36 protein-coding genes and 2 pseudogenes are annotated in these 26,386 nt (G+C 52.7%); 5 read left to right on the forward strand and 33 right to left on the reverse strand.

All coding sequences use genetic code 11. The annotated features are described in order from the left end of the window. Nucleotides 1-2 precede the first annotated feature (2 nt). The 23 genes from rplN to fkpA form a co-directional block, all read right to left on the reverse strand. The gene (rplN, locus tag FA91_RS16675; protein ID WP_004160583.1) at nt 3-374 is read right to left on the reverse strand and encodes a 50S ribosomal protein L14; all 372 of its coding nucleotides are present in this window, start codon (nt 372-374) and stop codon (nt 3-5) included. Nucleotides 375-539: 165 nt separating this feature from the next. Continuing rightward, nucleotides 540-794 carry a 30S ribosomal protein S17 gene (gene rpsQ / locus FA91_RS16680; RefSeq protein ID WP_034917486.1) on the reverse strand — a complete coding sequence of 85 codons (255 nt, stop codon included), beginning with the start codon at nt 792-794 and terminating at the stop codon, nt 540-542. Further along, the gene (rpmC, locus tag FA91_RS16685) at nt 794-985 is read right to left on the reverse strand and encodes a 50S ribosomal protein L29 (RefSeq protein WP_024966580.1); all 192 of its coding nucleotides are present in this window, start codon (nt 983-985) and stop codon (nt 794-796) included. The genes rpsQ and rpmC overlap by 1 nt, the downstream gene beginning before the upstream one ends. Beyond that, the gene (gene rplP, locus FA91_RS20850) at nt 985-1,395 is read right to left on the reverse strand and encodes a 50S ribosomal protein L16 (RefSeq protein WP_034917488.1); all 411 of its coding nucleotides are present in this window, start codon (nt 1,393-1,395) and stop codon (nt 985-987) included. The genes rpmC and rplP overlap by 1 nt, the downstream gene beginning before the upstream one ends. Before the next feature lie 12 nt (nt 1,396-1,407). Then, complete coding sequence (gene rpsC / locus FA91_RS20855; RefSeq protein ID WP_002919766.1) at nt 1,408-2,106, reverse strand: 30S ribosomal protein S3; 699 nt, start codon at nt 2,104-2,106, stop codon at nt 1,408-1,410. 17 nt (nt 2,107-2,123) lie between these two features. Continuing rightward, nucleotides 2,124-2,456 (reverse strand): 50S ribosomal protein L22, encoded by a 333-nt coding sequence (gene rplV / locus FA91_RS16700; RefSeq protein WP_000447532.1) that lies wholly within the window; start codon nt 2,454-2,456, stop codon nt 2,124-2,126. Nucleotides 2,457-2,470: 14 nt separating this feature from the next. Beyond that, nucleotides 2,471-2,749: a 30S ribosomal protein S19 gene (rpsS, locus tag FA91_RS16705; protein ID WP_034917491.1), complete on the reverse strand. Its 279-nt coding sequence runs from the start codon at nt 2,747-2,749 to the stop codon at nt 2,471-2,473. Nucleotides 2,750-2,765: 16 nt separating this feature from the next. After that, entirely contained in the window at nt 2,766-3,587 is an 822-nt protein-coding gene (gene rplB / locus FA91_RS16710) for a 50S ribosomal protein L2 (RefSeq protein ID WP_034917493.1), read from the reverse strand. Between the two features lie 17 nt (nt 3,588-3,604). After that, entirely contained in the window at nt 3,605-3,907 is a 303-nt protein-coding gene (gene rplW / locus FA91_RS16715) for a 50S ribosomal protein L23 (RefSeq protein ID WP_034917494.1), read from the reverse strand. Then, on the reverse strand, nt 3,904-4,509 hold the full coding sequence (gene rplD, locus FA91_RS16720; RefSeq protein WP_034917495.1) for a 50S ribosomal protein L4: 606 nt from the start codon (nt 4,507-4,509) through the stop codon (nt 3,904-3,906). The genes rplW and rplD overlap by 4 nt, the downstream gene beginning before the upstream one ends. 10 nt (nt 4,510-4,519) lie before the next feature. Next, complete coding sequence (rplC, locus tag FA91_RS16725) at nt 4,520-5,149, reverse strand: 50S ribosomal protein L3 (protein WP_034917497.1); 630 nt, start codon at nt 5,147-5,149, stop codon at nt 4,520-4,522. A 32-nt stretch (nt 5,150-5,181) separates the two neighbouring features. Further along, entirely contained in the window at nt 5,182-5,493 is a 312-nt protein-coding gene (gene rpsJ, locus FA91_RS16730) for a 30S ribosomal protein S10 (protein ID WP_001181005.1), read from the reverse strand. Nucleotides 5,494-5,792: 299 nt separating this feature from the next. After that, nucleotides 5,793-6,269 carry a bacterioferritin gene (gene bfr, locus FA91_RS16735; protein ID WP_034917500.1) on the reverse strand — a complete coding sequence of 159 codons (477 nt, stop codon included), beginning with the start codon at nt 6,267-6,269 and terminating at the stop codon, nt 5,793-5,795. A gap of 85 nt (nt 6,270-6,354) precedes the next feature. Continuing rightward, the gene (gene bfd / locus FA91_RS16740) at nt 6,355-6,549 is read right to left on the reverse strand and encodes a bacterioferritin-associated ferredoxin (protein WP_034917503.1); all 195 of its coding nucleotides are present in this window, start codon (nt 6,547-6,549) and stop codon (nt 6,355-6,357) included. Between the two features lie 169 nt (nt 6,550-6,718). Beyond that, nucleotides 6,719-7,903: an elongation factor Tu gene (tuf, locus tag FA91_RS16745; protein ID WP_034917505.1), complete on the reverse strand. Its 1,185-nt coding sequence runs from the start codon at nt 7,901-7,903 to the stop codon at nt 6,719-6,721. Nucleotides 7,904-7,972: 69 nt separating this feature from the next. After that, entirely contained in the window at nt 7,973-10,087 is a 2,115-nt protein-coding gene (gene fusA / locus FA91_RS16750; RefSeq protein ID WP_034917507.1) for an elongation factor G, read from the reverse strand. Between the two features lie 93 nt (nt 10,088-10,180). Beyond that, a complete protein-coding gene (gene rpsG / locus FA91_RS16755) occupies nt 10,181-10,651 on the reverse strand; it encodes a 30S ribosomal protein S7 (RefSeq protein WP_017350059.1) in 471 nt (156 codons plus the stop codon). Between the two features lie 96 nt (nt 10,652-10,747). Beyond that, nucleotides 10,748-11,122: a 30S ribosomal protein S12 gene (rpsL, locus tag FA91_RS16760; RefSeq protein WP_003852912.1), complete on the reverse strand. Its 375-nt coding sequence runs from the start codon at nt 11,120-11,122 to the stop codon at nt 10,748-10,750. A 124-nt stretch (nt 11,123-11,246) separates the two neighbouring features. Then, nucleotides 11,247-11,534: a sulfurtransferase complex subunit TusB gene (tusB, locus tag FA91_RS16765; RefSeq protein ID WP_034917514.1), complete on the reverse strand. Its 288-nt coding sequence runs from the start codon at nt 11,532-11,534 to the stop codon at nt 11,247-11,249. Nucleotides 11,535-11,541: 7 nt separating this feature from the next. Beyond that, a complete protein-coding gene (gene tusC, locus FA91_RS16770; protein ID WP_034919465.1) occupies nt 11,542-11,901 on the reverse strand; it encodes a sulfurtransferase complex subunit TusC in 360 nt (119 codons plus the stop codon). After that, on the reverse strand, nt 11,901-12,287 hold the full coding sequence (gene tusD, locus FA91_RS16775) for a sulfurtransferase complex subunit TusD (protein ID WP_034917517.1): 387 nt from the start codon (nt 12,285-12,287) through the stop codon (nt 11,901-11,903). The genes tusC and tusD overlap by 1 nt, the downstream gene beginning before the upstream one ends. Further along, on the reverse strand, nt 12,287-13,006 hold the full coding sequence (locus FA91_RS16780) for a transcriptional regulator (protein ID WP_034917519.1): 720 nt from the start codon (nt 13,004-13,006) through the stop codon (nt 12,287-12,289). The genes tusD and FA91_RS16780 overlap by 1 nt, the downstream gene beginning before the upstream one ends. A gap of 204 nt (nt 13,007-13,210) precedes the next feature. Continuing rightward, nucleotides 13,211-14,035 (reverse strand): FKBP-type peptidyl-prolyl cis-trans isomerase, encoded by an 825-nt coding sequence (gene fkpA, locus FA91_RS16785; RefSeq protein WP_034917521.1) that lies wholly within the window; start codon nt 14,033-14,035, stop codon nt 13,211-13,213. 283 nt (nt 14,036-14,318) lie between these two features. Here fkpA and FA91_RS16790 point away from each other — a divergent pair, with 283 nt between their 5' ends. Beyond that, on the forward strand, nt 14,319-14,537 hold the full coding sequence (locus tag FA91_RS16790) for a protein SlyX (RefSeq protein WP_034917522.1): 219 nt from the start codon (nt 14,319-14,321) through the stop codon (nt 14,535-14,537). 52 nt (nt 14,538-14,589) lie between these two features. Here the strand turns inward: FA91_RS16790 and slyD are convergent, their stop codons facing one another. From slyD to kefG, 4 genes are all read right to left on the reverse strand, one after another. Next, complete coding sequence (slyD, locus tag FA91_RS16795) at nt 14,590-15,147, reverse strand: peptidylprolyl isomerase (RefSeq protein WP_034917523.1); 558 nt, start codon at nt 15,145-15,147, stop codon at nt 14,590-14,592. Nucleotides 15,148-15,279: 132 nt separating this feature from the next. Further along, nucleotides 15,280-15,480 carry a YheV family putative zinc ribbon protein gene (locus FA91_RS16800; RefSeq protein ID WP_162473390.1) on the reverse strand — a complete coding sequence of 67 codons (201 nt, stop codon included), beginning with the start codon at nt 15,478-15,480 and terminating at the stop codon, nt 15,280-15,282. Between the two features lie 12 nt (nt 15,481-15,492). Continuing rightward, nucleotides 15,493-17,295, reverse strand: coding sequence for a glutathione-regulated potassium-efflux system protein KefB (gene kefB, locus FA91_RS16805; RefSeq protein ID WP_034917525.1), 1,803 nt, complete (start codon nt 17,293-17,295; stop codon nt 15,493-15,495). Continuing rightward, the gene (gene kefG / locus FA91_RS16810) at nt 17,296-17,847 is read right to left on the reverse strand and encodes a glutathione-regulated potassium-efflux system ancillary protein KefG (protein ID WP_034917526.1); all 552 of its coding nucleotides are present in this window, start codon (nt 17,845-17,847) and stop codon (nt 17,296-17,298) included. It abuts the gene before it with no gap. A gap of 122 nt (nt 17,848-17,969) precedes the next feature. On the opposite strand from kefG, the gene FA91_RS16815 reads away from it, so the two are divergent. Further along, entirely contained in the window at nt 17,970-19,868 is a 1,899-nt protein-coding gene (locus FA91_RS16815) for an ABC transporter ATP-binding protein (protein ID WP_034917527.1), read from the forward strand. Between the two features lie 41 nt (nt 19,869-19,909). Here the strand turns inward: FA91_RS16815 and FA91_RS16820 are convergent. Continuing rightward, nucleotides 19,910-20,258, reverse strand: a pseudogene (locus FA91_RS16820) (type VI secretion system tube protein Hcp). A 16-nt stretch (nt 20,259-20,274) separates the two neighbouring features. Here FA91_RS16820 and FA91_RS16825 point away from each other — a divergent pair. Next, on the forward strand, nt 20,275-20,550 hold the full coding sequence (locus tag FA91_RS16825) for a DUF4225 domain-containing protein (protein WP_034917528.1): 276 nt from the start codon (nt 20,275-20,277) through the stop codon (nt 20,548-20,550). A 3-nt stretch (nt 20,551-20,553) separates the two neighbouring features. Here the strand turns inward: FA91_RS16825 and FA91_RS16830 are convergent, their stop codons facing one another. Then, nucleotides 20,554-20,880 (reverse strand): hypothetical protein, encoded by a 327-nt coding sequence (locus tag FA91_RS16830; RefSeq protein ID WP_034917529.1) that lies wholly within the window; start codon nt 20,878-20,880, stop codon nt 20,554-20,556. A 21-nt stretch (nt 20,881-20,901) separates the two neighbouring features. Between FA91_RS16830 and FA91_RS20645 the strand changes: the two are divergent. Next, a pseudogene (locus FA91_RS20645) lies at nt 20,902-21,147 on the forward strand (DUF4225 domain-containing protein); the annotation flags it as partial. Nucleotides 21,148-21,157: 10 nt separating this feature from the next. Here FA91_RS20645 and FA91_RS16835 read toward each other — a convergent pair. Continuing rightward, nucleotides 21,158-21,481: a hypothetical protein gene (locus tag FA91_RS16835; RefSeq protein WP_034917532.1), complete on the reverse strand. Its 324-nt coding sequence runs from the start codon at nt 21,479-21,481 to the stop codon at nt 21,158-21,160. Nucleotides 21,482-21,745: 264 nt separating this feature from the next. Between FA91_RS16835 and FA91_RS16840 the strand changes: the two genes are divergently transcribed. Continuing rightward, the gene (locus FA91_RS16840; protein WP_051937254.1) at nt 21,746-23,944 is read left to right on the forward strand and encodes an EAL domain-containing protein; all 2,199 of its coding nucleotides are present in this window, start codon (nt 21,746-21,748) and stop codon (nt 23,942-23,944) included. Nucleotides 23,945-23,954: 10 nt separating this feature from the next. Here FA91_RS16840 and tauD read toward each other — a convergent pair whose 3' ends face one another. From tauD to tauB, 3 genes are read right to left on the reverse strand one after another with little or no spacing between them, the layout of a single operon-like run. Next, nucleotides 23,955-24,794, reverse strand: coding sequence for a taurine dioxygenase (gene tauD / locus FA91_RS16845; protein ID WP_034917534.1), 840 nt, complete (start codon nt 24,792-24,794; stop codon nt 23,955-23,957). Beyond that, nucleotides 24,791-25,612 carry a taurine ABC transporter permease TauC gene (gene tauC / locus FA91_RS16850; protein WP_034917536.1) on the reverse strand — a complete coding sequence of 274 codons (822 nt, stop codon included), beginning with the start codon at nt 25,610-25,612 and terminating at the stop codon, nt 24,791-24,793. Before tauC ends, tauD begins: the two co-directional genes overlap by 4 nt. Then, nucleotides 25,609-26,376 (reverse strand): taurine ABC transporter ATP-binding subunit, encoded by a 768-nt coding sequence (gene tauB, locus FA91_RS16855; RefSeq protein WP_034917539.1) that lies wholly within the window; start codon nt 26,374-26,376, stop codon nt 25,609-25,611. The genes tauC and tauB overlap by 4 nt, the downstream gene beginning before the upstream one ends. Between the last annotated feature and the right edge of the window lie 10 nt (nt 26,377-26,386).

The raw sequence follows: 26,386 nt of genomic DNA on the forward strand, positions 1-26,386 counted from the left end.
CCTTAGAGTACTTCTGGTGCCAGAGAGATAATTTTCATGAACTTCTCAGTACGAAGTTCACGAGTTACCGGCCCAAAAATACGCGTACCGATAGGCTGCTCGCTGTTATTGTTTAAAATAACGCATGCATTACCATCGAAGCGAATGACAGAACCGTCCGGGCGACGAACACCCTTCCTGGTGCGCACCACTACCGCCTTCAGGACATCACCTTTTTTAACCTTACCGCGAGGAATTGCTTCCTTGATGGTAATTTTAATGATGTCGCCGACGCCTGCGTAGCGACGGTGCGAGCCACCCAGAACCTTGATACACATTACGCGACGTGCACCGGAGTTGTCGGCGACGTTCAGCATAGTCTGTTCTTGGATCATTTTAGTGCTCCGCTAATGTCAACTACTACTTCGGGACCTGATTCAGGTCGTTAAAAGCCCCATAATTGAGGGCGCAGCATTATAACACCGCATCCAGAATATGGGTAGAAAAAATAAACGGCCCATACGAGCCGTTTATCTTATTTTTAAAGAGGGCAGATTCTATTACAGAATCGCTTTCTCTACAACGCGAACCAGTGTCCAGGACTTGGTCTTGGAAATCGGACGGCATTCGCGGATTTCAACCACGTCGCCGGCGCCACACTCGTTGTTCTCGTCATGTACGTGCAGTTTAGTCGTACGTTTGATGAACTTACCGTAAATTGGGTGTTTCACGAAACGCTCGATGGCAACAACAATGGATTTCTCCATTTTGTCGCTGACAACGCGACCTTGCAGAGTACGGATTTTATCGGTCATTACGCACCCGCCTTCTCAGTCAGTAAAGTCTTAACGCGAGCAACATCACGACGCACGTTCTTCAACAGATGAGTCTGTTGCAGTTGGCCGGATGCTGCCTGCATGCGCAGGTTGAACTGCTCACGCAGCAGGTTAAGCAGCTCAGTGTTCAGCTCTTCAACGCTTTTTTCACGCAGCTCTGTTGCTTTCATTACATCACCGTCTTAGTTACAAAGGTGGTTTTGATAGGCAGTTTTGCTGCTGCCAGCTTGAATGCTTCACGGGCCAGCTCTTCCGGTACGCCGTCCATTTCATACAGGACTTTACCAGGCTGGATCAAGGCAACCCAATACTCCACGTTACCTTTACCTTTACCCATACGCACTTCCAGCGGCTTCTCGGTAATTGGTTTGTCCGGGAATACACGGATCCAAATTTTACCTTGACGCTTAACTGCACGGGTCATAGCACGACGTGCTGCTTCGATCTGACGGGCAGTCAGACGACCACGGCCAACAGCTTTCAGACCGAAAGTACCGAAGCTAATATCCGTACCGGCAGCCAGACCACGGTTGCGGCCTTTGTGCATTTTACGGAATTTTGTACGCTTTGGTTGTAACATCAGCGACTCTCCTTACTTACGGCCTTTACGCTGCTGCTTTTTAGGTTGAGCAGCCGGTTCCGGTTGTTCAACAGCAGCCATACCACCCAGGATCTCACCTTTGAAGATCCATACCTTAACGCCGATTACACCATAAGTGGTGTGCGCTTCAGAGGTGTTGTAGTCAATGTCAGCACGCAGGGTGTGCAACGGCACGCGGCCTTCACGATACCATTCGGTACGCGCGATTTCTGCACCGCCCAGACGGCCACTAACTTCAACTTTAATCCCTTTAGCGCCCAGACGCATTGCGTTCTGTACCGCACGCTTCATAGCACGACGGAACATCACACGACGCTCCAGCTGTGAAGTGATGCTGTCAGCAACCAGCTTAGCGTCCAGTTCCGGTTTACGGACTTCGGCGATATTGATCTGCGCAGGAACGCCAGCGATATCCGCTACGACCTTACGCAGTTTTTCTACGTCTTCACCTTTCTTACCGATAACGATACCAGGGCGAGCGGTGTGAATAGTCACACGGATGCTCTTAGCCGGACGTTCGATAACGATACGAGATACAGACGCTTTAGCCAGTTCTTTAGTCAGGAACTGACGTACTTTAAAGTCGCTGTCCAGGTTGTCAGCGAATTCTTTGGTATTGGCGAACCAGGTAGAGTTCCAGGGTTTAACAATACCCAGGCGAATACCATTAGGATGTACTTTCTGACCCATTGCTAGTCTCCAGAGTCTCAGCGATCGGACACAACCACAGTAATGTGGCTGGTGCGCTTCAGGATGCGATCTGCACGACCTTTTGCACGCGGCATAATGCGCTTCATGCTAGGGCCTTCGTCGACGAAAATTTTCGTGACTTTCAGATCATCAATGTCAGCGCCATCGTTGTGTTCGGCGTTAGCAATGGCAGATTCCAGGACTTTCTTGACCAGTACAGCCGCTTTCTTATTGGTGTAGGTCAAAATGTCCAGAGCCTGCGACACTTTCTTACCGCGTACCAGATCCGCTACCAGGCGAACCTTTTGAGCAGAAGAACGAGCGTGGCGATGTTTAGCGATAGTTTCCATCTCTTCCTCCTCTCTTAGCGTTTCTTGGCTTTTTTATCAGCCGCGTGGCCGCGATAAGTACGGGTCGGCGCGAATTCACCCAGTTTGTGGCCGACCATTTCGTCGGTTACAAAGACTGGTACGTGCTGACGACCATTATGGACAGCGATGGTCAAACCGATCATAGTTGGAAAGATCGTTGAACGACGGGACCAGGTGCGCAGGGGCTTCTTGTCTCCGCTTTCCACCGCTTTCTCTACCTTCTTCAGCAAGTGCAGGTCAATAAAAGGACCTTTCTTGAGAGAACGTGGCATGGCTTATCCTCTAAAATTATTTGCTACGGCGACGTACGATAAATTTATCAGTACGCTTGTTGCTACGGGTCTTCTTACCTTTGGTCTGAACGCCCCACGGAGTTACCGGGTGCTTACCAAAGTTACGACCTTCACCACCACCATGCGGGTGATCGACTGGGTTCATCGCAGTACCGCGAACGGTAGGACGAACACCACGCCAACGTGCTGCACCGGCTTTACCCAGAACGCGAAGCATGTGCTCGGCGTTACCGACTTCGCCCATGGTTGCGCGGCAGTCAGCTTCGACTTTACGCATTTCACCAGAACGCAGACGCAGGGTAACGTAGGAACCTTCACGCGCAACGATCTGCACGTAAGCACCGGCTGAGCGAGCAATCTGACCGCCTTTGCCTGGTTTCATTTCTACGTTATGCACGGTAGAACCCACTGGGATGTTGCGCATTGGCAGGGTGTTACCCGCTTTAATCGCAGCATCAACGCCAGACTGAATCTGATCGCCAGCTTTCAGGCCTTTAGGGGCCAGGATGTAACGGCGCTCGCCGTCTTTGTACAGAACCAGTGCGATGTTCGCAGAGCGGTTCGGATCGTACTCAAGACGTTCAACGGTTGCCGGGATACCGTCTTTATTGCGTTTGAAGTCAATAATACGATAAGCCTGCTTGTGACCACCACCGATGTGACGAGTAGTGATGCGACCATTGTTGTTACGGCCACCGGATTTGCTGTTTTTTTCTACCAGCGGGGCAAAAGGTTTGCCCTTATGCAGCTCCGTGTTTACCACTTTAACTACGTGGCGACGACCCGGAGATGTCGGTTTACATTTAACAACTGCCATTGTTCTTCTCCTCCGACTTACTCAGCGCCGCCAACGAAGTCCAGATTCTGGCCTTCTTTCAGGGTGACGTAAGCTTTTTTCCAGTCGTTACGACGACCAATACGCTGTCCGTGACGTTTCACTTTCCCTTTAACAACCAGGGTATTCACGTCTTCAACTTCTACTTCGAAAAGTTTCTGAACAGCGGCTTTGATTTCTGCTTTGGTCGCGTCTTTAGCAACTTTGAGAACGATGGTGTTGGTTTTTTCCATCGCAGCAGACGCTTTTTCCGATACGTGCGGCGCGCGCAGTACTTTCAGCAGACGTTCTTCACGGATCATGCCAGCATCTCCTCAACTTGCTTAACTGCGTCAGCAGTCATAACGACTTTGTCGAAGGCGATCAGGCTAACAGGGTCGATACCCGCTGCATCACGAACGTCAACCTTGTACAGGTTGCGCGCGGCCAGGAACAGGTTCTCTTCCAGCTCGCCAGTGATGATCAGCACGTCTTCCAGCGCCATCTCTTTCAGTTTGTCTACCAGCAGCTTAGTTTTAGGCGCTTCGAGAGCAAACTTCTCAACAACAATCAGACGGTCCTGACGTACCAGTTCGGACAGGATGCTTTTCAGCGCGCCGCGGTACATCTTTTTGTTAACTTTTTGACTGTGGTCCTGAGGCTTCGCAGCGAAGGTTACGCCACCGGAACGCCAGATCGGGCTCTTAACAGAACCTGAACGCGCACGGCCGGTACCTTTCTGGCGCCACGGTTTTTTACCGGAACCAGTAACTTCAGCACGGGTCTTCTGGGCGCGAGTACCTTGACGGGCACCTGCTGCATAAGCAACAACAACCTGATGTACCAGCGCTTCGTTGAAATCACGACCGAAGGTAGTTTCGGAAACAGTCAGCGCGCTTTGCGCGTCTTTCAATACTAATTCCATTGCTATCCCCTTACGCCTTCACAGCTGGTTTAACGATCAGGTCGCAACCGGTAGCACCGGGAACCGCACCTTTAACCAGCAGCAGGTTGCGCTCAGCGTCAACACGTACTACGTCCAGGCTCTGAACAGTAACGCGCTCATTACCCAGCTGGCCTGCCATTTTCTTGCCTTTGAACACTTTGCCCGGAGTCTGGTTCTGACCGATAGAACCCGGAACGCGGTGAGACAAGGAGTTACCGTGCGTTGCATCCTGAGTACGGAAGTTCCAGCGCTTAACAGTACCGGCAAAACCTTTACCTTTAGATGTGCCCGTCACGTCAACTTTTTTCACGTCAGCGAAAATATCAACGTTAATGCTCTGACCTACGGTGTATTCTGCGCCTTCAACGGTGCGGAATTCCCACAGACCACGGCCAGCTTCAACGCCAGCTTTAGCAAAATGGCCTGCTTCAGGCTTAGTGACGCGGTTTGCTTTCTTCACACCGGCAGTCACCTGAATAGCAGTGTAACCGTCGTTCTCCAGGCTCTTAACCTGAGTCACGCGGTTTGCTTCAATTTCGATCACGGTTACTGGGATAGAAACGCCTTCTTCAGTGAAGATACGCGTCATACCCACTTTCTTACCGACTAAACCAATCATTGTTTCAACCTCTCAATCGCTCAATGACCTGATTAACCCAGGCTGATCTGCACGTCTACACCGGCAGCCAGATCCAGACGCATCAGAGCATCAACCGTTTTCTCAGTTGGCTCAACGATGTCAACCAGACGCTTGTGAGTGCGAATTTCATACTGATCGCGCGCATCTTTGTTGACGTGCGGGGAGATCAGAACGGTAAAACGCTCTTTGCGGGTCGGCAGCGGGATGGGACCACGTACCTGCGCACCAGTGCGCTTGGCGGTCTCAACGATTTCCGCAGTTGATTGATCGATCAGACGATGATCAAACGCTTTAAGACGGATACGGATTCTTTGGTTCTGCATGAGACCAGAGCTCCAATTATTTATAAACGAAAAAAATTACTCCTCGCACCCATTACGATTGATGGGGGAGTGTAATCGTCTGCACATAACTCCCCGATTGGGAGTATTGTCAGGGAGCTTTCGCTCGCCTGCGGTTCAGATTGAACCGGGCCGTCATTTCTGACAGGCCCGCGCATTATACGTACATACGCTGCTATTGCAACCGGTTTGTCAGTGTAGGGCGCTGGCGACGGGACGCGGAAAGGAAAACGCCGTCGGAAACAGAACCGACGGCGTCAGAATGGATAAGACATACTGCCCTACTTTGTGGGTTTGATTTGTGACTGAAGATAGTTCTGAACACCAATTTTTGCGATCAAATCCAGTTCCGTTTCAAGGAAGTCGATGTGATGCTCTTCATCTTCAAGAATGACGATCATCATATCGCGGCTGACATAGTCATGTACTTTGTCGGCCCAGGCAATAGCTTCACGCAGATCCCGCGCGCCTTCAAGTTCCAGCGCCAGGTCGGATTTCAGCATCTCCTCAACGTCTTCGCCAATGCGCAGCCTGCCCAGATCCTGAAGATTTGGTATCCCTTCGAGAAACAAAATGCGTTCAATGTACTTGTCCGCATGTTTCATTTCATCGATTGACTCATGGTACTCGACATCATTCAGACGCATCAGCCCCCAGTTTTTAAACATTCGTGCATGCAGGAAGTACTGGTTTATCGCCACCAGTTCATTTCCGAGCAGTTTATTGAGATGAGTTATTATTTGTGCATCGCCCTTCATTTTGTTTCCTCCGCTTCCAGTTATTACTGATCGTAGATGCGGATGGGCGGAAGTCAAAAAGGCATGATGAAAAGTAGGGGTATGATCAGGCGATTTCTTTGTATTGCGGCGCGTGTTGCAGCTCAGTTTCCATAATTTCTCGTGCGGCGCGAATGCATTTGCCACACTGTTTGCCAACCGGGACGAACTGGCGGAGCTGTTGCAGAGATCGGGGTTGATAACGGCGAACCACTTCACGGATTGTCTTATCGCTTACGGCATTACACAGGCAGATATACATTAAACCACTCCGGTACAATTTCTGCCCATAGTGTAAATGCGAATCGTTTTTATTTCAATTAAAGTTAACCACTTTGTCCGGCAGGCAGACATAAAAAAAGAGCGCCGAAGCGCTCTTTTTTATCGTTGCCACAGGTGAAACGTTACGCTCCTCCCGTCAGCAATGGCGATTAGGCCATAACTTTAGCAACAACGCCTGCACCCACGGTACGGCCGCCTTCGCGGATTGCGAAACGCAGACCGTCGTCCATTGCGATTGGGTGGATCAGGGTAACAACCATTTTGATGTTGTCGCCCGGCATTACCATCTCAACGCCTTCCGGCAGTTCGATCGTTCCGGTCACGTCGGTGGTACGGAAGTAGAACTGTGGACGGTAGCCTTTGAAGAATGGCGTATGACGGCCACCTTCGTCTTTGGACAGAATGTAAACTTCTGACTCAAATTTGGTGTGTGGCTTGATTGAGCCTGGCTTGGCCAGAACCTGTCCACGCTGGATATCTTCACGCTTGATACCGCGCAGCAGAATACCACAGTTCTCGCCTGCACGGCCTTCGTCCAGCAGTTTGCGGAACATTTCAACGCCGGTACAGGTCGATTTCACGGTGTCTTTGATGCCGACGATTTCAACTTCTTCGCCCACTTTAACGATACCGCGCTCAACACGACCGGTTACCACAGTACCACGGCCGGAGATGGAGAAAACGTCTTCGATTGGCAGCAGGAACGGCTTGTCAATGGCGCGCTCTGGTTCCGGGATGTAGTTATCCAGGTGACCGGCCAGCTCGATGATTTTCGCTTCCCACTCTGCATCGCCTTCCAGCGCTTTCAGGGCAGAACCGTGAACGATTGGCGTGTCGTCGCCAGGGAAATCGTACTGTGACAGCAGGTCACGGACTTCCATTTCAACCAGTTCCAGCAGCTCTTCATCATCAACCATGTCGCACTTGTTCAGGAACACGATGATGTAAGGAACGCCAACCTGACGGCCCAGCAGGATGTGCTCACGGGTCTGCGGCATCGGGCCGTCAGTCGCAGCAACAACCAGGATCGCGCCGTCCATCTGCGCAGCACCGGTGATCATGTTTTTCACATAGTCGGCGTGGCCAGGGCAGTCAACGTGCGCGTAGTGGCGAGTCGGGGTATCGTATTCAACGTGAGAAGTGTTGATGGTGATACCACGTGCTTTTTCTTCTGGCGCGTTATCGATCTGATCGAACGCACGTGCAGAACCACCGTAGGTTTTAGCCAGAACGGTAGTGATAGCAGCAGTCAGGGTGGTTTTACCGTGGTCAACGTGGCCGATAGTACCAACGTTGACGTGCGGTTTGTTACGTTCAAATTTTTCTTTAGACACGGCGATATTCCTTACTGTTGTGCTCTCCTTTTCAAAAAGGAGAGCACGGGATCAATTGGTTAAACCCGATTATTTACCACGGGCTTCAATAACAGCCTGAGCAACATTGTTCGGCGCATCATCATACTTCAGGAATTCCATGGAGTAAGATGCACGGCCTTTAGTGATAGAACGCAGCTGTGTCGCATAGCCAAACATCTCGGACAGCGGCACTTCAGCGTGGATCACAACGCCAGTAACATTGGTTTCCTGGCCGCGCAGCGTACCGCGACGACGGCTAAGGTCACCGATAACGTCACCCGTGTTCTCTTCAGGCGTTTCAACTTCAACCTTCATCACCGGCTCAAGCAGAACTGGTTTTGCTTTCTTAAAGCCGTCTTTAAACGCCAGAGAAGCAGCCAGTTTAAACGCCAGTTCCGAGGAGTCAACGTCATGGTATGAACCGAAGTGCAGACGAACACCGATATCAACTACCGGGTAACCTGCCAGCGGGCCAGACTTAAGCTGTTCCTGAATCCCTTTATCAACGGCAGGGATGTATTCACCAGGAATCACACCACCTTTGATGTCGTTGACAAATTCGTAGCCTTTCGGGTTTACACCCGGCTCCAGTGGGTACAGGTCGATAACAACGTGACCGTACTGACCGCGACCACCAGACTGCTTGGCGTGTTTACCTTCGATATCGGTAACTTTAGAGCGAATCGCTTCACGATACGCAACCTGAGGTTTACCGACGTTTGCTTCAACGTTGAATTCACGCTTCATGCGGTCAACGATGATGTCGAGGTGCAACTCACCCATACCAGCGATGATTGTCTGGTTAGATTCTTCGTCAGTCCATACACGGAAAGACGGGTCTTCTTTCGCCAGACGGCCCAGAGCCAGACCCATTTTTTCCTGGTCAGCTTTGGTTTTTGGTTCTACAGCGATAGAAATTACCGGCTCAGGGAATTCCATACGCTCCAGAATGATCACGTTATCCGGATCACACAGAGTATCACCCGTCGTCACGTCTTTCAGACCGATCGCCGCAGCGATATCGCCTGCGCGAACTTCTTTGATCTCTTCACGTTTGTTGGCGTGCATCTGTACGATACGGCCAAAACGCTCGCGCGCAGATTTTACTGAGTTCAGTACGGTATCGCCGGAGTTAACAACACCAGAGTACACGCGGAAGAACGTCAGGTTACCCACGAATGGGTCGGTTGCAATTTTGAACGCCAGCGCAGAGAAAGGCTCGTCATCGGTCGCGTGACGCTCAGCAGGCGTATCTTTGCCATCGTCCAGAATACCGTTAATTGCCGGTACGTCTGTCGGTGCTGGCAGATACTCAACAACCGCATCCAGCATGGCCTGAACGCCTTTGTTTTTAAACGCAGAGCCGCAGGTAACCAGGATGATTTCGTTGTTCAGAACACGCTGACGCAGAGCCGTTTTGATCTCGTCTTCAGTCAGGTCTTCACCGCCCAGATATTTCTCCATCAGCTCTTCAGAGGCTTCAGCTGCGGATTCAATCAGGTTCTGGTGCCATTCATCAGCCAGTTCTGCCATGTCAGCAGGGATCTCTTCGTATTCGAAGGTCACGCCCTGATCGCTGTCGTTCCAGTTGATCGCTTTCATTTTCACCAGGTCGATAACGCCGGTGAATTTTTCTTCTGCGCCGATGGCCAGCTGCAACGGAACAGGGTTAGCGCCCAGACGTGCTTTAATCTGACCAACTACTTTCAGGAAGTTAGCACCCATGCGGTCCATTTTGTTAACGAACGCAATGCGTGGAACTTTGTATTTGTTCGCCTGGCGCCATACGGTTTCAGACTGTGGCTGAACGCCGCCGACCGCACAGTAAACCATTACCGCGCCGTCGAGAACACGCATGGAACGTTCTACTTCGATGGTGAAGTCAACGTGTCCGGGGGTGTCGATGATGTTAACGCGGTGCGGCTCAAACTGCTTAGCCATACCTGACCAGAACGCGGTGGTCGCAGCGGAGGTAATGGTAATACCACGCTCCTGCTCCTGCGCCATCCAGTCCATAGTGGCCGCGCCGTCATGAACTTCACCGATTTTGTGGTTTACACCGGTGTAGAACAGGATACGTTCGGTAGTGGTGGTTTTACCGGCGTCGATGTGTGCACTGATACCAATGTTACGGTAGCGTGTAATGGGTGTTGTACGAGCCATTTGATTCCTCTGTTTCTCGGACGTTCTAAGTTAATCAAACCCGGCGGGTGAGTTACCTGAACGCCCGCCGGGTTAATAACAACTACGAGGCTGTTACCAGCGGTAGTGAGCGAACGCCTTGTTGGCTTCGGCCATACGGTGAACGTCTTCACGTTTCTTCACTGCTGTACCTTTGTTATCAGCAGCATCAGAAAGTTCGTTCGCCAGGCGCAGAGCCATAGATTTATCACCGCGTTTACGAGCAGCTTCAACGATCCAACGCATTGCCAGCGCATTACGACGAACCGGGCGGACTTCAACTGGTACCTGATAAGTAGAACCACCAACGCGACGGGATTTAACTTCCACGGTTGGGCGGACGTTGTCCAGGGCGACTTCAAAGGCTTCCAGCTCGTTTTTACCTGAACGCTGAGCCAGGGTCTCAAGCGCGGTATAAACGATTGATTCAGCAGTAGATTTTTTACCATCTACCATCAGGATATTAACAAATTTGGCCAGCAGCTCTGATCCGAACTTAGGATCTGGCAGAATTTTACGCTGACCAATAACGCGACGACGTGGCATGGAAATACTCCGTTGTTAATTCAGGATTGTCCAAAACTCTACGAGTTTAGTTTGACATTTAAGTTAAAACGTTTGGCCTTACTTAACGGAGAACCATTAAGCCTTTGGCTTCTTCACGCCGTACTTGGAGCGAGCCTGCTTACGGTCTTTAACACCGGAGCAGTCAAGCGCGCCGCGAACGGTGTGGTAACGCACACCTGGCAAGTCTTTAACACGACCGCCACGGATCAGGATCACGGAGTGCTCCTGGAGGTTATGACCTTCACCACCAATATAGGAGGTAACTTCAAAACCGTTGGTTAAACGAACACGACATACTTTACGCAGTGCGGAGTTCGGTTTTTTAGGAGTGGTGGTATATACACGCGTACATACGCCACGTTTTTGCGGGCAGGCTTCCAGCGCAGGCACGTTGCTCTTTGCAACTTTGCGTACGCGTGGTTTGCGAACCAGCTGATTTACTGTTGCCATTAAATAGCTCCTGGGATTTGCTTTGCTTCGTAAACACGTAATAAATCGCCTCGTGAGATAACGAGGACGCAGAATTTTAGGGCTGAGTAGAAAAGGTGTCAAGAAATAACCAGGAGAACCTTTGTTACCAGGTCATTTGTTGCGGATTTTTTACCACCAGCGCAACGAACTTATTATAGCTTATCGCCTGCGCTTTGTGTGAAATTTGAGCAGAAAGCCCGCGAGCAATGACATCGTCTCGCAGTACGTAAAGGGATATGGGGGCCGCCAGCAAAAACTCAAGCGCCTGACCGCCCTTTAGTGCCGCCAGCACGCCATCCTGCATCAGCAGTACATCATCGCCTGATGCCAGCATGCGCAGCATTGCGTTGAAATCATACTGAAAAGGCGAATGGGTCAGAGTATGCAGCATCGTATCCTCAGAAGGTGATCACGCGGTCATAGCTGCCGAGCATCGCTCTTAATGTCGCCGGTTCCAGCACCCTGACCGGCAACACGAATGCCTCACTGGCGGCGAGCCCGCGATCGGACAGCGCGGTCGCACAGGCGTAGCAGTGCTCGATATCATAAAGCGGCAGCACGCCGAAAGTGGCGATATAATTGCGCGCGAGAATTTTTTCTGGTTCCTGCTGCGGCATCAGTTGCAAAACGCCATCGCTGATAAAAAACAGCGCGACATCCTCGCTCAGCGCCGACGTCGCCAGCACGGCATCCAGCCCTTCCCGTCCGGCACTGCTGCCATGAGGCGGCTGCGTAAATACAAAAGCGATGCGCCTGATCAAAACTGCACCATGCGGTCAGTACTCAGTGCGGCTTCCGCCAGCGCACCAAGACCGGCCAAAAGAAAGCCGTCTGCCAGATTCGCCGCCGGCAATCCCTGGTTTTTTGCTTCATTTACATCGGTGATACCGCGTCGCAGCGCGGCCGCCACGCAAATATTCAGCGCGACGCCGTGCTCGCGCTGTAGCGATTGCCAGGCGGCGGTCAGGTCGAATTCGTCGCTGGCGGGCGAGGTCAACTGGCTGGCGTTCAGTACGCCTTCACGGTAGAAGAACACGCTGTCCAACTGATGCCCTTCAGCCAGCAGTGCCTGAGCAAACTGCCAGGCGCTGCTGGCCTGCTGGGTGCCATAGGCGGGACCGGTCACCAGCAGCGTAAAGCGCATCAGCGTTCGCCCAGCAGGTCGCCGCTTTTGAACTGGCGAATATAGAGATAAACCGTGTGCTTGGAGATGTTCAGACGATCGGCAACCTGATTAATGGCGTCTTTAATATCGAAAATGCCTTTCTCATACAGGTTAAGCACGATTTGACGGTTCTTGGCGTTGTTAGAGACGTTGCGGTCAGCGCTCACTTCTTCAATGGTGAACTCCAGCGTCTGCATCACCAGGTCCTCTACCGAGGAGGCAAAGTTAACCGATGAAGGTACTTCCTGTATCTCCGGCGGCATAAAGGTGGCCATGATCTGCGAGAACGGCACGTCAAGGTTCATGTTAATGCACAGCAAACCGATGACGCGGCTTTGCCCGTTACGAATTGCTATGGTCACCGACTTCATCAGCACGCCGCTTTTGGCGCGTGTGAAATAGGCTTTAGAAACGTTACTGTGCGTGCCACTCATATCATGCAGCATACGCAGCGCCAGATCGGTAATCGGTGAGCCGATTTTACGCCCGGTGTGTTCGCCGTTGGCGATTCTGATAGCGGAGCAGTTCAGATCTTCAAGCGAATGCAGCACGATCTCGCAATGGGACCCAATTAACATGGCTAACCCATCGACAACGGCTTCATAGGATTTCAGGATATCGAAGTCAGACCGTTCGAAAGGTCGCTGCTCAAGCAGCTGAAGGTCTGCGACATCGCCGGTAAAAATTGAGCCAGACATTATGACACCACCCTTTGCAAGAGCCTGTCGCACGACGGCCCAGGCAGACTCATTCTAAAAAAATGCGCGGAGCGAAGTTTACCAAATATCTGAAAGGCCTGTCCTGACCTTTGTCATGAAATGCAATATGACGCAGAAAAACGAATGAAAACAGGATGTAACGGAAGAGAAATACCGCCACGAAAGCGTGGCGGTGAAAAGAGATTACTTATCCTGCGTGGCAGCCGGTGCTGGCGCAGCTTTATCAGCGCCCGCTTCCGCTTTGGCGGCCGGTTTGATATCGAGCAGTTCAACGTCAAATACCAGCGTGGAATTGGCCGGAATGCCAGGCACGCCGTTTTTACCGTAAGCCAGCTGCGGTGGGATAACCAGCTTGATTTTACCGCCTTTCTTCACGTGTTTCAGGCCTTCCGTCCAGCCGGGGATCACGCCATCAAGACGGAAAGAGAGCGGTTCGCCGCGGGTGTAAGAGTTATCAAACTCCGTGCCGTCGATCAGCGTACCTTTGTAGTTCACCACCACGGTATCGCTGTCTTTCGGCACGTCACCGGAACCCTCTTTTGCCACCTGATAAAGCAGGCCGGATTCGGTTTTCTTCACGCCTTTTTCTTTCGCGAATTTGGTGGCAAACGCCTCGCCCTTATCAGCGTTCTCTTTCGCGTCTTTTTCCATCTTCGCCTGTGCGGCACCCTTCACGCGGCCTTCAAATGACTGCAACGTTTGTTCGATTTCCTGATCGGAGAGTTTGCTCTTGCCGCCAAACGCATCCTGTACGCCAGAAATCAGCTGCTGCTTATCCAGCGTAATGCCCAGTTTTTCCTGTTCTTTCAGAGAATTTTCCATATAGCGTCCGAGCGAGGCGCCCAGCGCGTAAGCAGACTGCTGATCGTCCGTCTTAAAGGCGCTGTTTTTCGGCGCTGGCTGTGGAGCCTGCTGGGCCGGCGTTGCTTCAGCCGCCATCGCTAACGGAGCATTAAGCGCAACGGCCATCGTGGTAGCTAACAATGTGACTTTAAACAGTGATTTCATCCATTTCTCCAGAACCGAAGCCTCTCACCTCGGAAATCGTGTACAGAGCAGAGCCCGTACTATAACTGTGCGCGAGAAAAATACTCAATCTCGCAATGAAAACTAAGTTAACTTCCGACCGCTATCCTCAGCGAAAGTTTCACCACAGAGATGCAGCCATCCGAGGCTTTTTTCAACCGTAGCGAGGAAATTAAGCCGCGTCGCGCTGTTTCAGCAGGCAAATTCCCGTTAGAATCGGAGTATTCGCCGCGCCGTCTGCGGCCTGAGCAAGAAGAGGTACTGCATGGATCGGTCATGGTTTGAACAGCGCATTGAAGTATTAGAAAGCCGCCTGGCCTTTCAGGAACATACGCTTGAATCGCTGAATCAGACGGTCATACATCATGAACTGGAGATGTCGCGGCTGCGCGAACAGATGCGTCTGTTGACGGACAAACTTAAAGCGGCGGCTCCCTCGATGATTGCCTCACAGTCGGAAGAAACGCCGCCGCCGCACTATTAATAACCCATGAAAAACGAAAGGCCACCCGGAGGTGGCCTTTTTTATCATGCGCTTAGTGATGACAGCCGCAGCCGCCATTGCCGCCGCAACCGCCTTTACCGTGGTCATGATCGTGGTCGTGATCATGATCGTGGTCATGGCCATGCTCGCCATGCACGTGGCCGTGAGCCAGCTCTTCTGCCGTCGCTTCGCGAATAGCGACCACTTCCACGTTAAAGTTGAGATTCTGTCCCGCCAGCATGTGGTTACCATCAACCACAACGTGCTCATCTTCCACTTCGGTAATTTCTACCGGAACAGGCCCCTGATCGGTTTCCGCCAGGAAACGCATTCCCACCTGAAGCTCATCCACGCCCATAAAGACATCTTTAGGCACGCGCTGCACCAGGTTTTCGTCGTACTGGCCATAGGCTTCATCAGCGGCAATGTTAACTTCGAATTTGTCGCCGGCTTCATGGTTTTCCAGCGCCTTCTCAAGACCGGAAATCAGGGAACCATGACCATGCAGGTAGTCCAGCGGTGCGCTCACCGGAGACTCATCTACTAACACACCGTCTTCTGTACGTACCTGGTACGCCAGGCTAACCACCTGGTCTTTTGCTACTTTCATGATTACTCCTAACCGTTGAGAGCTTTGAATCCCGCGCTGACTGGCAGCGTCTCAGGGACTCTGTTGGGCGTCGATTATAAAGGATTTCAACGCCGCTGTAGGTTACAGCTTAAAAAAAGCTGAGCAATAACGCTACTCAGGATGGAAAATTCCGATCACCTGCTCGTTTGTGCGCACCTGTTTACGCGCCTGTTTATCCGCTTCGCGCATCTGGTGACCGCATTTAACGCACTCAACGACATCAATATTATTTTCCTGCCAGAGCGCCAGCGTGTCCTGCGCCTGGCATTTTGGGCAGGTGGCACCGGCAATAAAACGTTTACGCATGTTCAATCCTGTTCAACATTAGTCTTCGTCCCAGCCGTCAACGTGACGCTTCTCATGCTGCATTTCTGCCTGGAAAATCTCTTCCAGTTCGCGTCGCGCCTCTTTCACGCGAGAAATCTGCTGACTGTCGGCGTGATTCGGCATCAGTTCACGCAGCATACGCATATCTAATCGACGGAAATGCTGTTGCGCGCGAAACGCCTGATGAGGATGCATACCAAGCGTGATCAGCGCCTTACGACCCAGTTCGAGCGCACTGGAGAAGGTTTCACGGGTAAAATAGCTTACGCCAGCCTGAAGCAGTTCGTGCGCCTCGACGCGCCCTTTCGCCCGCACCAGAATATTGAGGTGCGGAAAATGACGCTGGCAAAGATGGACAATTTCCATCGATGCTTCCGGCGCGTTGCAGGTCACCACAATCGACTGCGCCGTCTCGGCACCCGCCGCGCGCAGCAATTCAAGCTCTGTTGCATCCCCATAGTATACTTTATAACCATAATTTCGCATCAGGCTGACCGCACTGATATCACGTTCAAGCACGGTGATGCGCTTTTTATTGGCCATCAGCAGGCGCGCCACCACCTGACCGAAGCGGCCAAATCCCACCACGATCACCTGCGGTTTATCATCCACCACGAAGGGCTGCTCCGTGTGGTCTTCGGGTTCGTTAAAGCGCCGCTCCAGAATCCGGTCAACGCTTTGCATCAGCAACGGCGTGGTCATCATCGACAGCGTGACAGTAACCAGCAGCAGCGCCATCTGGTCGCCCTGAAACAATTTTACTGATGAAGCCGCAGAAAAAAGCACAAACGCGAATTCGCCGCCCTGGCTCAGCACGCTGGAAAACTGTAACCGTTCCGAGCTGCGCAGGCCGTAAATCAGCGAAAGCAGGTAGAGCACACCTGCTTTAATGGCAACCAGCGCCACCACGCCCACCACAATTTCAATGATGTGGGTATAAAGCACGCCCAGGTTCAGCGCCATGCCGACAGAAATAAAGAACAGGCCAAGCAGAAGCCCTTTAAAAGGATCGATGGCGATTTCCAGTTCGTGGCGATACTCGCTTTCCGCCAGCAGGATGCCGGCAATAAACGTTCCCAGCGCCATTGAAAGGCCCAGCGCATCCATAAACAGCGCGGAGCCCAGCACCAGCAGCAGCGCTGCGGCGGTAAACACTTCCCGCACGCCGGAGGCGGCGATAAAACGGAAAATGGGCCGCAGCAGATAACGCCCGCCAATCAACATGCCCGCAAAGGCGATCACTTTCATGCCGACCTTCATCCAGTCGGTATGACCGCTATCGCTGCCCGCCAGAAGCGGCACCAGCGCCAGCGCCGGGATCACCGCCAGATCCTGAAACAGCAGCACCGAAAAGCCCAACTGGCCGGACTCATTGCGGTTCATGCCTTTGTCGCGCATCAGTTGCAGCGCCATCGCGGTAGAGGACATCGCCAGGCCGATACCGCCAATGGTTGCCGCTTGCCAGGAGAAATTCGTCAGCCACAGCAGTCCGCCAAGCAGCGCCGCACTGAAAACCACCTGCGCCGCGCCGACGCCAAAGATGGAACGCCGCAGCTCCCAGAGCTTCGATGGCTTCAGCTCCAGGCCAATAATAAACATCAGAAAGACCACGCCCATCTCGGAGAAATGCAAAATTTCCTCGACGTCACTGATAAATCCCAGCCCCCACGGGCCAATCGCTATGCCCGCCAGCAGATAGCCCAGCACCGCGCCAATACCGATGCGCGCCGCAATCGGCACGGCAATCACCGCTGCAAACAGGTAGACCACGCCCGCGGTCAGGAGGCTTTGTCCTTCCATTCAACGTCCTCCATTGGGTAAGGGAGCCGCGAGCCAGTCAGCGTAGGCCCGCGCGTACTTCTTCATCATTTCAGGTGACTGACGACGCGCCCAGTAAATAATCATCGGCGTCAGCCAGTGCATGCGGCACATCTGCGCGGTCAGCTCGAACGGACGCATAATCTCGGATAGCGGATAACGGTTAAGGCCTTCCTGACGGTAGGCCGCTTCAGGTTCGCCGGTGGTGACCACGCTGCGCCAGTATTTGCCTTCCAGCACGTTACCGCCGGGGCCGCTGGCGAATCCGCGCGACAGCACGCGATCCAGCCACTCTTTCAGCAGAGCCGGACAACTATAGGTAAAAAGCGGATGCTGGAAAACGATAACGTCGTGCTCACGTAAAAGCTGTTTCTCATGGTGGACGTCGATAAAAAAATCCGGATAGTGCGCATACAAATCGTGCACCGTCACGTTAGGTAACTGCTCAGCCGGCTGTAGCAAAACGCGATTAGCGATCGAGTCTTGTGATTCCGGGTGAGCGTACAGCAGCAAAACTTTCGGCGGCTGTGCCATCATTCCCCTCCAAATCGTCGTCACGGCAGGTAAAATCCGCTACCATGCCCGACGCAACAGAATCAACGACTCTGAAATCCAGTTATGGATTTAATTTAACATATTCTGACATTACGGCGCTTATGATTGTCTTCTCCTCGTTACAAATTCGACGCGGTGTCCGCGTCCTGCTGGACAATGCCACCGCCACCATCAACCCCGGACAGAAAGTGGGTCTGGTGGGGAAAAACGGCTGTGGCAAATCCACGCTGCTCTCGCTGCTCAAAAACGAGATAAGCGCCGATGCGGGCAGCTTCGGCTGTCCCGGCAACTGGTCGCTGGCCTGGGTGAATCAGGAGACGCCCGCGCTACCGATGCCCGCCATTGAGTACGTGATCGATGGCGACCGCGAGTTCCGCCAGCTTGAAGCTGAGCTGGCGCACGCAAATCACGTCAACGACGGCAACGCCATCGCCACGCTGCATGGCAAACTGGACGCCATCCAGGCATGGACAATACAGTCGCGTGCCGCCACGCTGCTTAACGGTTTGGGCTTTTCTCAGGAACAGCTTCAGCGTCCGGTCAGTGATTTTTCCGGCGGCTGGCGGATGCGGCTCAACCTGGCGCAGGCGCTGATCTGTCGCTCCGATCTGCTGCTGCTTGATGAACCAACCAACCACCTCGATCTCGATGCGGTGATCTGGCTGGAGCGCTGGTTAAAAAGCTATCCGGGCACGCTGATCCTGATTTCCCACGACCGTGATTTTCTCGATCCGGTGGTGGATAAGATTCTGCATATTGAGCAGCAAACTATTTTTGAGTACACCGGCAACTACAGCGCCTTTGAAATTCAGCGCGCCACCCGGCTTTCACAGCAGCAGTCGCTGTTTGAGCATCAGCAGAAAAAAGTGGCGCACCTGCACAGTTTTATCGATCGCTTCAAGGCCAAGGCCAGCAAGGCGCGACAGGCGCAGAGCCGCATCAAAATGCTGGAGCGGATGGAGCTGATCGCGCCTGCACACGTCGATAATCCCTTCACCTTCAGCTTTCGCGAACCGGAAAGCCTGCCGAATCCGCTGCTGAAAATGGAAAAAGTCAGTGCGGGCTACGGCGATCGCACCATTCTGGACGCCATTAAGCTCAATCTGGTGCCCGGTTCACGCATCGGTCTGCTGGGCCGAAACGGCGCGGGCAAATCCACCTTAATTAAGCTACTGGCGGGCGAACTGGCGCCGGTGCAGGGCGATATCGGTCTGGCGAAAGGCGTTCGCCTCGGCTACTTCGCCCAGCATCAGCTTGAATTCTTACGGGCAGATGAATCGCCGCTTCAGCATCTGGCCCGTCTTGCGCCGAAGATCGCCGAGCAGCAGCTGCGTGATTTCCTGGGAAGTTTCGGCTTTCAGGGCGATAAAGTCACCGAACATACCGCGCGTTTCTCCGGCGGTGAAAAGGCGCGCCTGGTGCTGGCGCTGATTGTCTGGCAGCGCCCTAACCTGCTGCTGCTGGATGAGCCAACCAACCATCTCGATCTGGACATGCGCCAGGCGCTGACCGAAGCGCTCATTGATTTTGACGGCGCAATGGTGGTGGTGTCGCATGACAGGCATCTCCTTCGCTCCACCACGGACGATCTCTATCTGGTTCACGATGGAAAAGTGGAAGTTTTTGACGGCGATCTGGAAGATTACCAGCAGTGGCTGAGCGAACTACAGAAGCAAACCGCTCAGGCCGAACCGAAACTGGAAGGTGCAAACAGCGCGCAGGCGCGTAAAGATCAGAAGCGTCGCGAAGCGGAACTGCGCGCACAAACGCAGCCGCTGCGTAAGGTGCTGGAAAAGTGTGAAAAGCAGATGGAGAAGCTCAACGCACAGCTGGCGGAAGCGGAGGCGCTGTTAGGTGACGCCACGCTTTACGATCCGTCACGCAAAGCGGAACTCACCGCCGCATTGAAACAGCAGGCCGAGGCGAAATCCTCTCTTGAAGCGTGTGAAATGAGCTGGCTGGAGGCACAGGAGCAGTTGGAAAATATGCTCAACGCCTGATAAATACTCTCCTTGCCGCAATCGTTATTTGCGGCGGGGGATTAAAAACTCTTATTCTCTTTTATATTCCAGCCAGACGCTGACTCAGGCCCTTTTCCGCCTGTTGCGCTCTGCTCCCAATAGTGGATTTTTACTTTTAATGTTTACCGTATTAATATGTTTGCCGCTGGCGATAAACGTCATAATAGCAGGTGTCGCTTTATCAATACGGGTCTGAACATCCAGATCCCGAAACTGGACCTTACCTGTCCCACCTCCACCGCCGGCGCTCATATTCCCTGTCTGACTCGCTCCCCAACCAAAAGAATCAATATTAATCCATCCCTTATGATTTGCATCCGCTGACTCGCCCGTCACGCCATCAATTCTGGGAAACAGGTCATTATTCATATATGATTTCCTTTCCGTGTTTGTCCAGGAATTTTATGGCGATGCCGCACGTTTTTCAGGATTCGATAAAAAAATTGGACAACCTGCCTGTCATGCGATTGACCTCACGACATCCCGGCACGGCGATCTCAGGTTGATATTAAAGCCAGATGCATGGCGCCTGTATCGTTACCTTGCCACCGATTTTTATCGCAAAGTCTCAAATATGAATACCGGCGCACTTGCATTAAAAGGTACCACTTCAATTATAAAGGGACTAAAAGCAGGCGACGACATTGACAGTTCTGAATAAAAATCATTTCATTCTCTTATGAAATCTGTACGCTTTCAGGGATAAACTGAAGGGTGTCAAATGGAAAATAACAAGGACACCAAATATAATCGTCACAATATAAGCGAGCGCATGAGTTTTTTCATAATTCACTAACCAGTACAAACAGACTACTGTCATAATCAGGAGACATAAGACGCCTCCCCAAAATCTTTTCCTTAAATCATCGATAAGAGAATGTAACGTCTGTCCTTTTGATTCAGGACGGGCAAGAATCTTACGAAGAAAATTAATATTTTTCTCCGTAAAACCATTTTCCAGCAGGCACGCCTCGGTGATTTCTCTCTTCATTTTACTTTTCCTTGTAACTGATTTTTAGGTTTTGACGAAAAGCTGGGCGTGTTAGCCTACCAAACGGTAGATTTAACGACATCATATTACGGACTACTGAAACTCACCGTCAAACCAGAAGCCTGGCGCCTTTACAATTATCTTCCTGGAGATTACTACAGAAAAGTAAATACACTCAGCAAGCCAGCATTAGCGCTTAAGGTTACAGGAGCGTCAACAAAGCTTCTCGAAACAGGAAGTACCTGGAAAGCGTTAAAAGAAGAGTAGCACAACCCGGCTAATTTTTTTTGAGAAAACGACAGGCTTTCCAGCCAAGTTTTAAAGGAATAATATAATAAGCAAGAAGCGCCGTTCCGGTGAAGAGAGCGATATTAATTATCACGCCGTTGAAATCCTCCCTGATCGTAGAGGGCGCCATAAAAATGACGATAACAAAGAGTAAAATACAGCCCCCAAAAAACCTCTTCCGAAGATCAACTAACAAGTTTTCATAACATTGCCTGTTATTTTCAACTTGTGAAAGAATATTATTAAAAATAGTTATTTCTTTCTCCGTAAAACCATTTTCCAGCAGGCACGCCTCGGTGATTTCTCTCTTCATTTTACTTTTCCTTGTAACTGATTTAGCCGATCGCAACTATTTTACATGATTCCCTGAAAAACTGAACGATGGACGCTCTGCTCGTTTCAGGGTAGCGGTCTTTCATTGATCTATTTTCAGTGCGCTTACCGGGCAGCAACATCAGTCTACCTGTTCGTAACAGGCCTTTCACCAATGCGGGTTTTTCTGGCATATTTCTTGTGTCAGTAATTCATCTTCCTTACTATCAACGTCCACGCGCGTGACACAGTCCGGAAAAGCATAATGAAGAAAAACCCTTACCGCTTTATCAGCAAAAGCGTTTTCGTTTTTATCTTGCTTCTGCTGATCATGCCCCTGGCGAGGATATTGTCACCCGCCATCGTTATCGATGGCAGCAAGCTGTTTGTCGGCTACCTTCCCTATGGTTTAGCTATCGCCGTCATTTATCTGTTAGGTCGCGCGGCGGTTATTCCGCTGTTCCTCTCCTTTTATGCCAGCTACTTCTTTTCCTATTCTGGCTCAATGGCGGCGGGCCTGGCGCTGACAATGCTGCTGCCGATAGTGATCTGTGCCTGGCTGGCAAGAAACATTCTTGGCCGACGCTGGCGGTTCAACCTGGGCAACAACGGCATTGGCATTCGGATGCTGTTGATGAATATGCTGGCGCCGGTGCTCTCAAGGCTGTTAATGGTTATCTGGGGCATGCTGTTTCCCATTCCGGAAAATCTCAGTATCTATTTCAGCAGCGCAATAAATATGTACACCATTACCAGCCTGCAAAATATGATCATTTCTGCCGTGGTGTTCTCGATTCTTTTTTATTTCCCTTTGCGAATGGTAGCGAATCCCACCTGGGCCAGAAAATTCTATCGTACCTGTCACAGAAATCTGCTGGCGAGAGAAAACCGTTTGAGCGCCATCATGGGTTTCAGCCTGCTGTCGGCGCTGTTGATAATTTTCTGTTCGCCCTTTCATCATCAGTTGATAGCCAGTTATCTTATCCCGCTCATTTTTATTCTCTTCACCTGGGGAGTGACGCGTTTTACCCCATCCCTGATGATTATACTTTGGGCGCTGAGCTGTTTTCTGCTGATGTATTTTAATCAGGACGTGCTGAGCACCAGTAATATTTTTGCCGTGACCTTTATGGCGTCCACGTTTATCGCATTTACCGTCTGTCTGGTCTTTTTTTCTGCGACTTACTGGAAGAATCAGCGAACGCAACAGCGCGTAACCGCCCTGTCCCTCACCGACCCCGTGGAGCTGCGGCCCAACCTCCGCGCGCTGGAACACCATCTGAAATCGCACCCTGCCGGCACGCTTTGTTATATCTCCATTGGTAATCTGGAGTTTCTGGGCCGGCATTATGGGTTGACGATGCGAACCTGGTGTCGGCGTACGCTGACCGACACCCTGAAAATTTGCCTGAGTCAGAATGAGGGCGTTTATCTGCTTGCCGGGGATGGGATACTTCTTTTTTTAAACGGCGAACAGGTTCCGCAGCGGCTTGAAACGATGCAACACGACCTTCAGGCGCTTGAACTCAACTGGCAAAACAACGTCATCGATCTCAGCTATGCCTTTGCCTTTGGCCAGTTCGATGCCGAACGCGACGACCTGTATCGGCTGATTGGGCAACTCAGCCTGCTCGCCAAACAGTTTGCCTCTGCCGGTGGCATTTCGCAGCTTGATGAAAATGGCGAAACGCTGATCCATCAGGCTTCGGCGCAGTTGCATACGTTGCAAACGGTGAGGCGAGCCATTGCTCAACGCCAGATTGTCCTTTATGCGCAGCCCATTTCTGAAGTACACACCCACGCGTGCTATTACGAAGTACTGGCCCGCCTGGTCACGGACGAGGGCATGCTACAACCCGAAACGTTTGTCCCACTGATTAGCGCCTTCAACCTCAGCGCGGCCTTTGATCGTCTGGTGACAGAAGAGACGGTTGCGTTTATCTACCGCCACCGTTCCACCCATCAGAAGACGCCCCGACTGGCCATCAACCTGCTGCCGATGACGCTGACACAGACGGGTATTGTTGACACCATCAAAGCGATTTTCCAACGCCACGGCGTGCCGCACGAAAGCGTCATATTTGAAGTGACGGAAGAACAGGCGTTGCTGAACAGTCAGTCGGCGGGCATCGCTATTGAAAACCTTCGCCATGCGGGCTTTCGTATCGCTATCGATGATTTTGGCACCGGTTTCGCCAACTACGAACGCGTAAAACGGCTCAACGCCGATATCATAAAAATTGACGGCATCTTCATTAAAAATATTGAAAATGACCGTCTTGATCGGCTGATCGTGAAGTCTATCTGCGACATCGCACGCGAGAAAAATCTGGATGTAGTGGCGGAGTATGTCGAAACCGACGCCCAGAGCCGCCTGCTGGCGGAACTGGGCGTGAATTATCAGCAGGGATACCTGATTGGCAAACCCGTGCCGCTGGAAACGCTGGCTCACGCGCCTTCCTGAAGCGGGCGTTTCAGAAAGGCTTGTCGCCCATGATGGTTGCCCGGTGCATGATGCGACGTGCCGGCATATAGTCCGCGTTGGCGTAGTGCTGAGTAATACGATTATCCCAAATCGCCAGATCGTTCTCCTGCCAGCGCCAGCGAACCTGAAATTCAGGTTTGGTGATGTGGGCGAACAGGAACGCCAGCAGTGCGTCGCTCTCTTTCTGGCTCAGCTCCACGATGCGCGTGGTAAACCCTTCGTTCACAAACAGCGCCTTTTTACCGCTGACCGGATGCGTGCGGACAACCGGATGCTGCAACGGCGGATTCTTCTCCACGGCCAGCTTCCAGCGCGCGTGCTCCTCCTCGGTTTTGCGGTATTTGTACTCCTGGAAGGATTTTTTAAAATCATGCTCCGCGTTCAACCCGCTCAGCAGCACTTTAAACGGTTCGGACAGCGCGTCCCAGGCAGCGATACCGCTGGCCCACAGCGTGTCGCCGCCGCTTTCCGGCAGATGCTTCGCCGCCAGAATCGCACCGGCAGGAGGCGTCTCAATAAAGGTCACATCGGTGTGCCAGTTATCATTATCCGGCGGGTTGTTGTCATGCGTATCCAGCACGATAATCTCTTCCACGTCCGGCGCGTGAGGATAGACCGGATGAATATGCAGATCGCCAAAACGCGCGGCGAGCGCGCGCTGCTGGTGTGGCGTCACCGGCTGGTTGCGGAAAAAAAGCACCTGATGGCGGATCATCGCATGATAAAGCTGCTCAAACTGCGCATCGCTCAGCGGACGGCTTAAATCGATATCAGAAACCTGCGCGCCAATATGCGGGCCAAGCGCGGTGATGGTCAGACGTTCGTTCATACATGTTCTCCATGCCAGGGGGTGAGACGGCGTTGCAGGGCGCGCAGCCCCAGTTCGAGGGTGAAAGCGATAATGGCAATAACGGCGATCCCGGCGAGCACCACATCGGTGGCGAGAAACTCACCGGCGGACTGCACCATAAAGCCAAGCCCGCGCGTGGCGGCGATCAGTTCGGCGGCAACCAGCGTTGACCAGCCGACGCCCAGTCCTATCCGCAGGCCGGTCAGGATCTCCGGCAATGCGCCCGGCAGCACCACATACCACAGCACCTGCCAGCGGCTGGCGCCGAGCGAACGGGCGGCGCGCAGTCGTACCTGCTGCGCACTTTTCACCCCCGCCAGCGTGGACATCGCTACCGGCGCAAAAATCGCCAGATAAATCAGCAAGATTTTTGAGGTTTCGCCGATGCCGAACCAGATAACCATCAGCGGCAGATAGGCCAGCGGCGGCACCGGGCGGTAAAGCTCAATCAGCGGATCGAGAATGCCGCGCACGGTTTCATTCAGCCCCATGGCGATGCCCACCGGCACGCCGATCAGCACCGCCGCCACCAGCGCGGTAACAATACGCGTCAGGCTGGCGGCAAGATGTTGCCACAGGGTGGCATCCATAAAGCCCTGTGCGCTGGCAATGACAAGAAGCTGATGAAATACCTGCTGCGGCGGCGGCAGGAACAGCGGCGGAACCAGCGCGAGCGACGCGACGGCCCACCACAGCGTCAGCAGCACGACAATCGTCGCCGCGCTGAGGGTCAGTTGACGGCTGAGCGGCCAGCGCAGGCGCGGCTGCGCGCTTTTTTCCGTGGTTAACTGACTCATGAAAACACCTCGCGCTGTTCGAAAACCTGGCTCAGCACGTACTCTCTGCGTGCAATAAATTCAGGATCGGACTTAATGGCGCGACAGGATTCGCCATTGGTATAGCGGCGGCCAAAATCGAGCGACAGTCGCTCAATAATCCGTCCCGGCCCCGGCGAAAGAAGGATTAATTCGCTGGCGAGAAAGACCGCCTCCTCAATATCATGCGTAATCAGCAGCACCTGCTTACCGCTTTTACGCCACAGCGTAAGCAGCAGCTCCTGCATCTGCTCGCGGGTGAAGGCGTCCAGCGCCCCGAAAGGCTCGTCGAGCAGCAGCAGTTGGGGATCTGCCGCCAGCGCGCGCGCAATACCGACGCGCTGGCGCATGCCGCCGGAGAGCTGCCAGATGAATTTCTTCTCCGCACCCTCCAGCCCAACCTGCTTCAGCATCTGCCGGGCGATCTCATGGCGGGCTTCCTTTGCCATGCCCGCCAGTTGCAGCCCGAACGCGACGTTATCCACGACGTTGCGCCACGGCAACAGGCCTTCGTGCTGAAACACCACGCCGCGCTCTGCGCCAGGGCCGGTGACCGGCTTGCCTTCCAGCGTGATCGTTCCGGAGGCAGCAGGAAGGAACCCGGCGATCAGGTTTAACAGCGTGGTTTTGCCGCAGCCGGACGGCCCAAGCACAACCAGCAGTTCACCCGCATCAATCGACAGGTTGATATCGTTGAGCGCCAGATTCCCTTCATAGTCAGCGGTCAGATGCGAAACGGAAAGCATAAAACCTCCG

The organism is Erwinia sp. 9145 (assembly GCF_000745075.1).
Lineage (GTDB): Bacteria > Pseudomonadota > Gammaproteobacteria > Enterobacterales > Enterobacteriaceae > Erwinia > Erwinia oleae.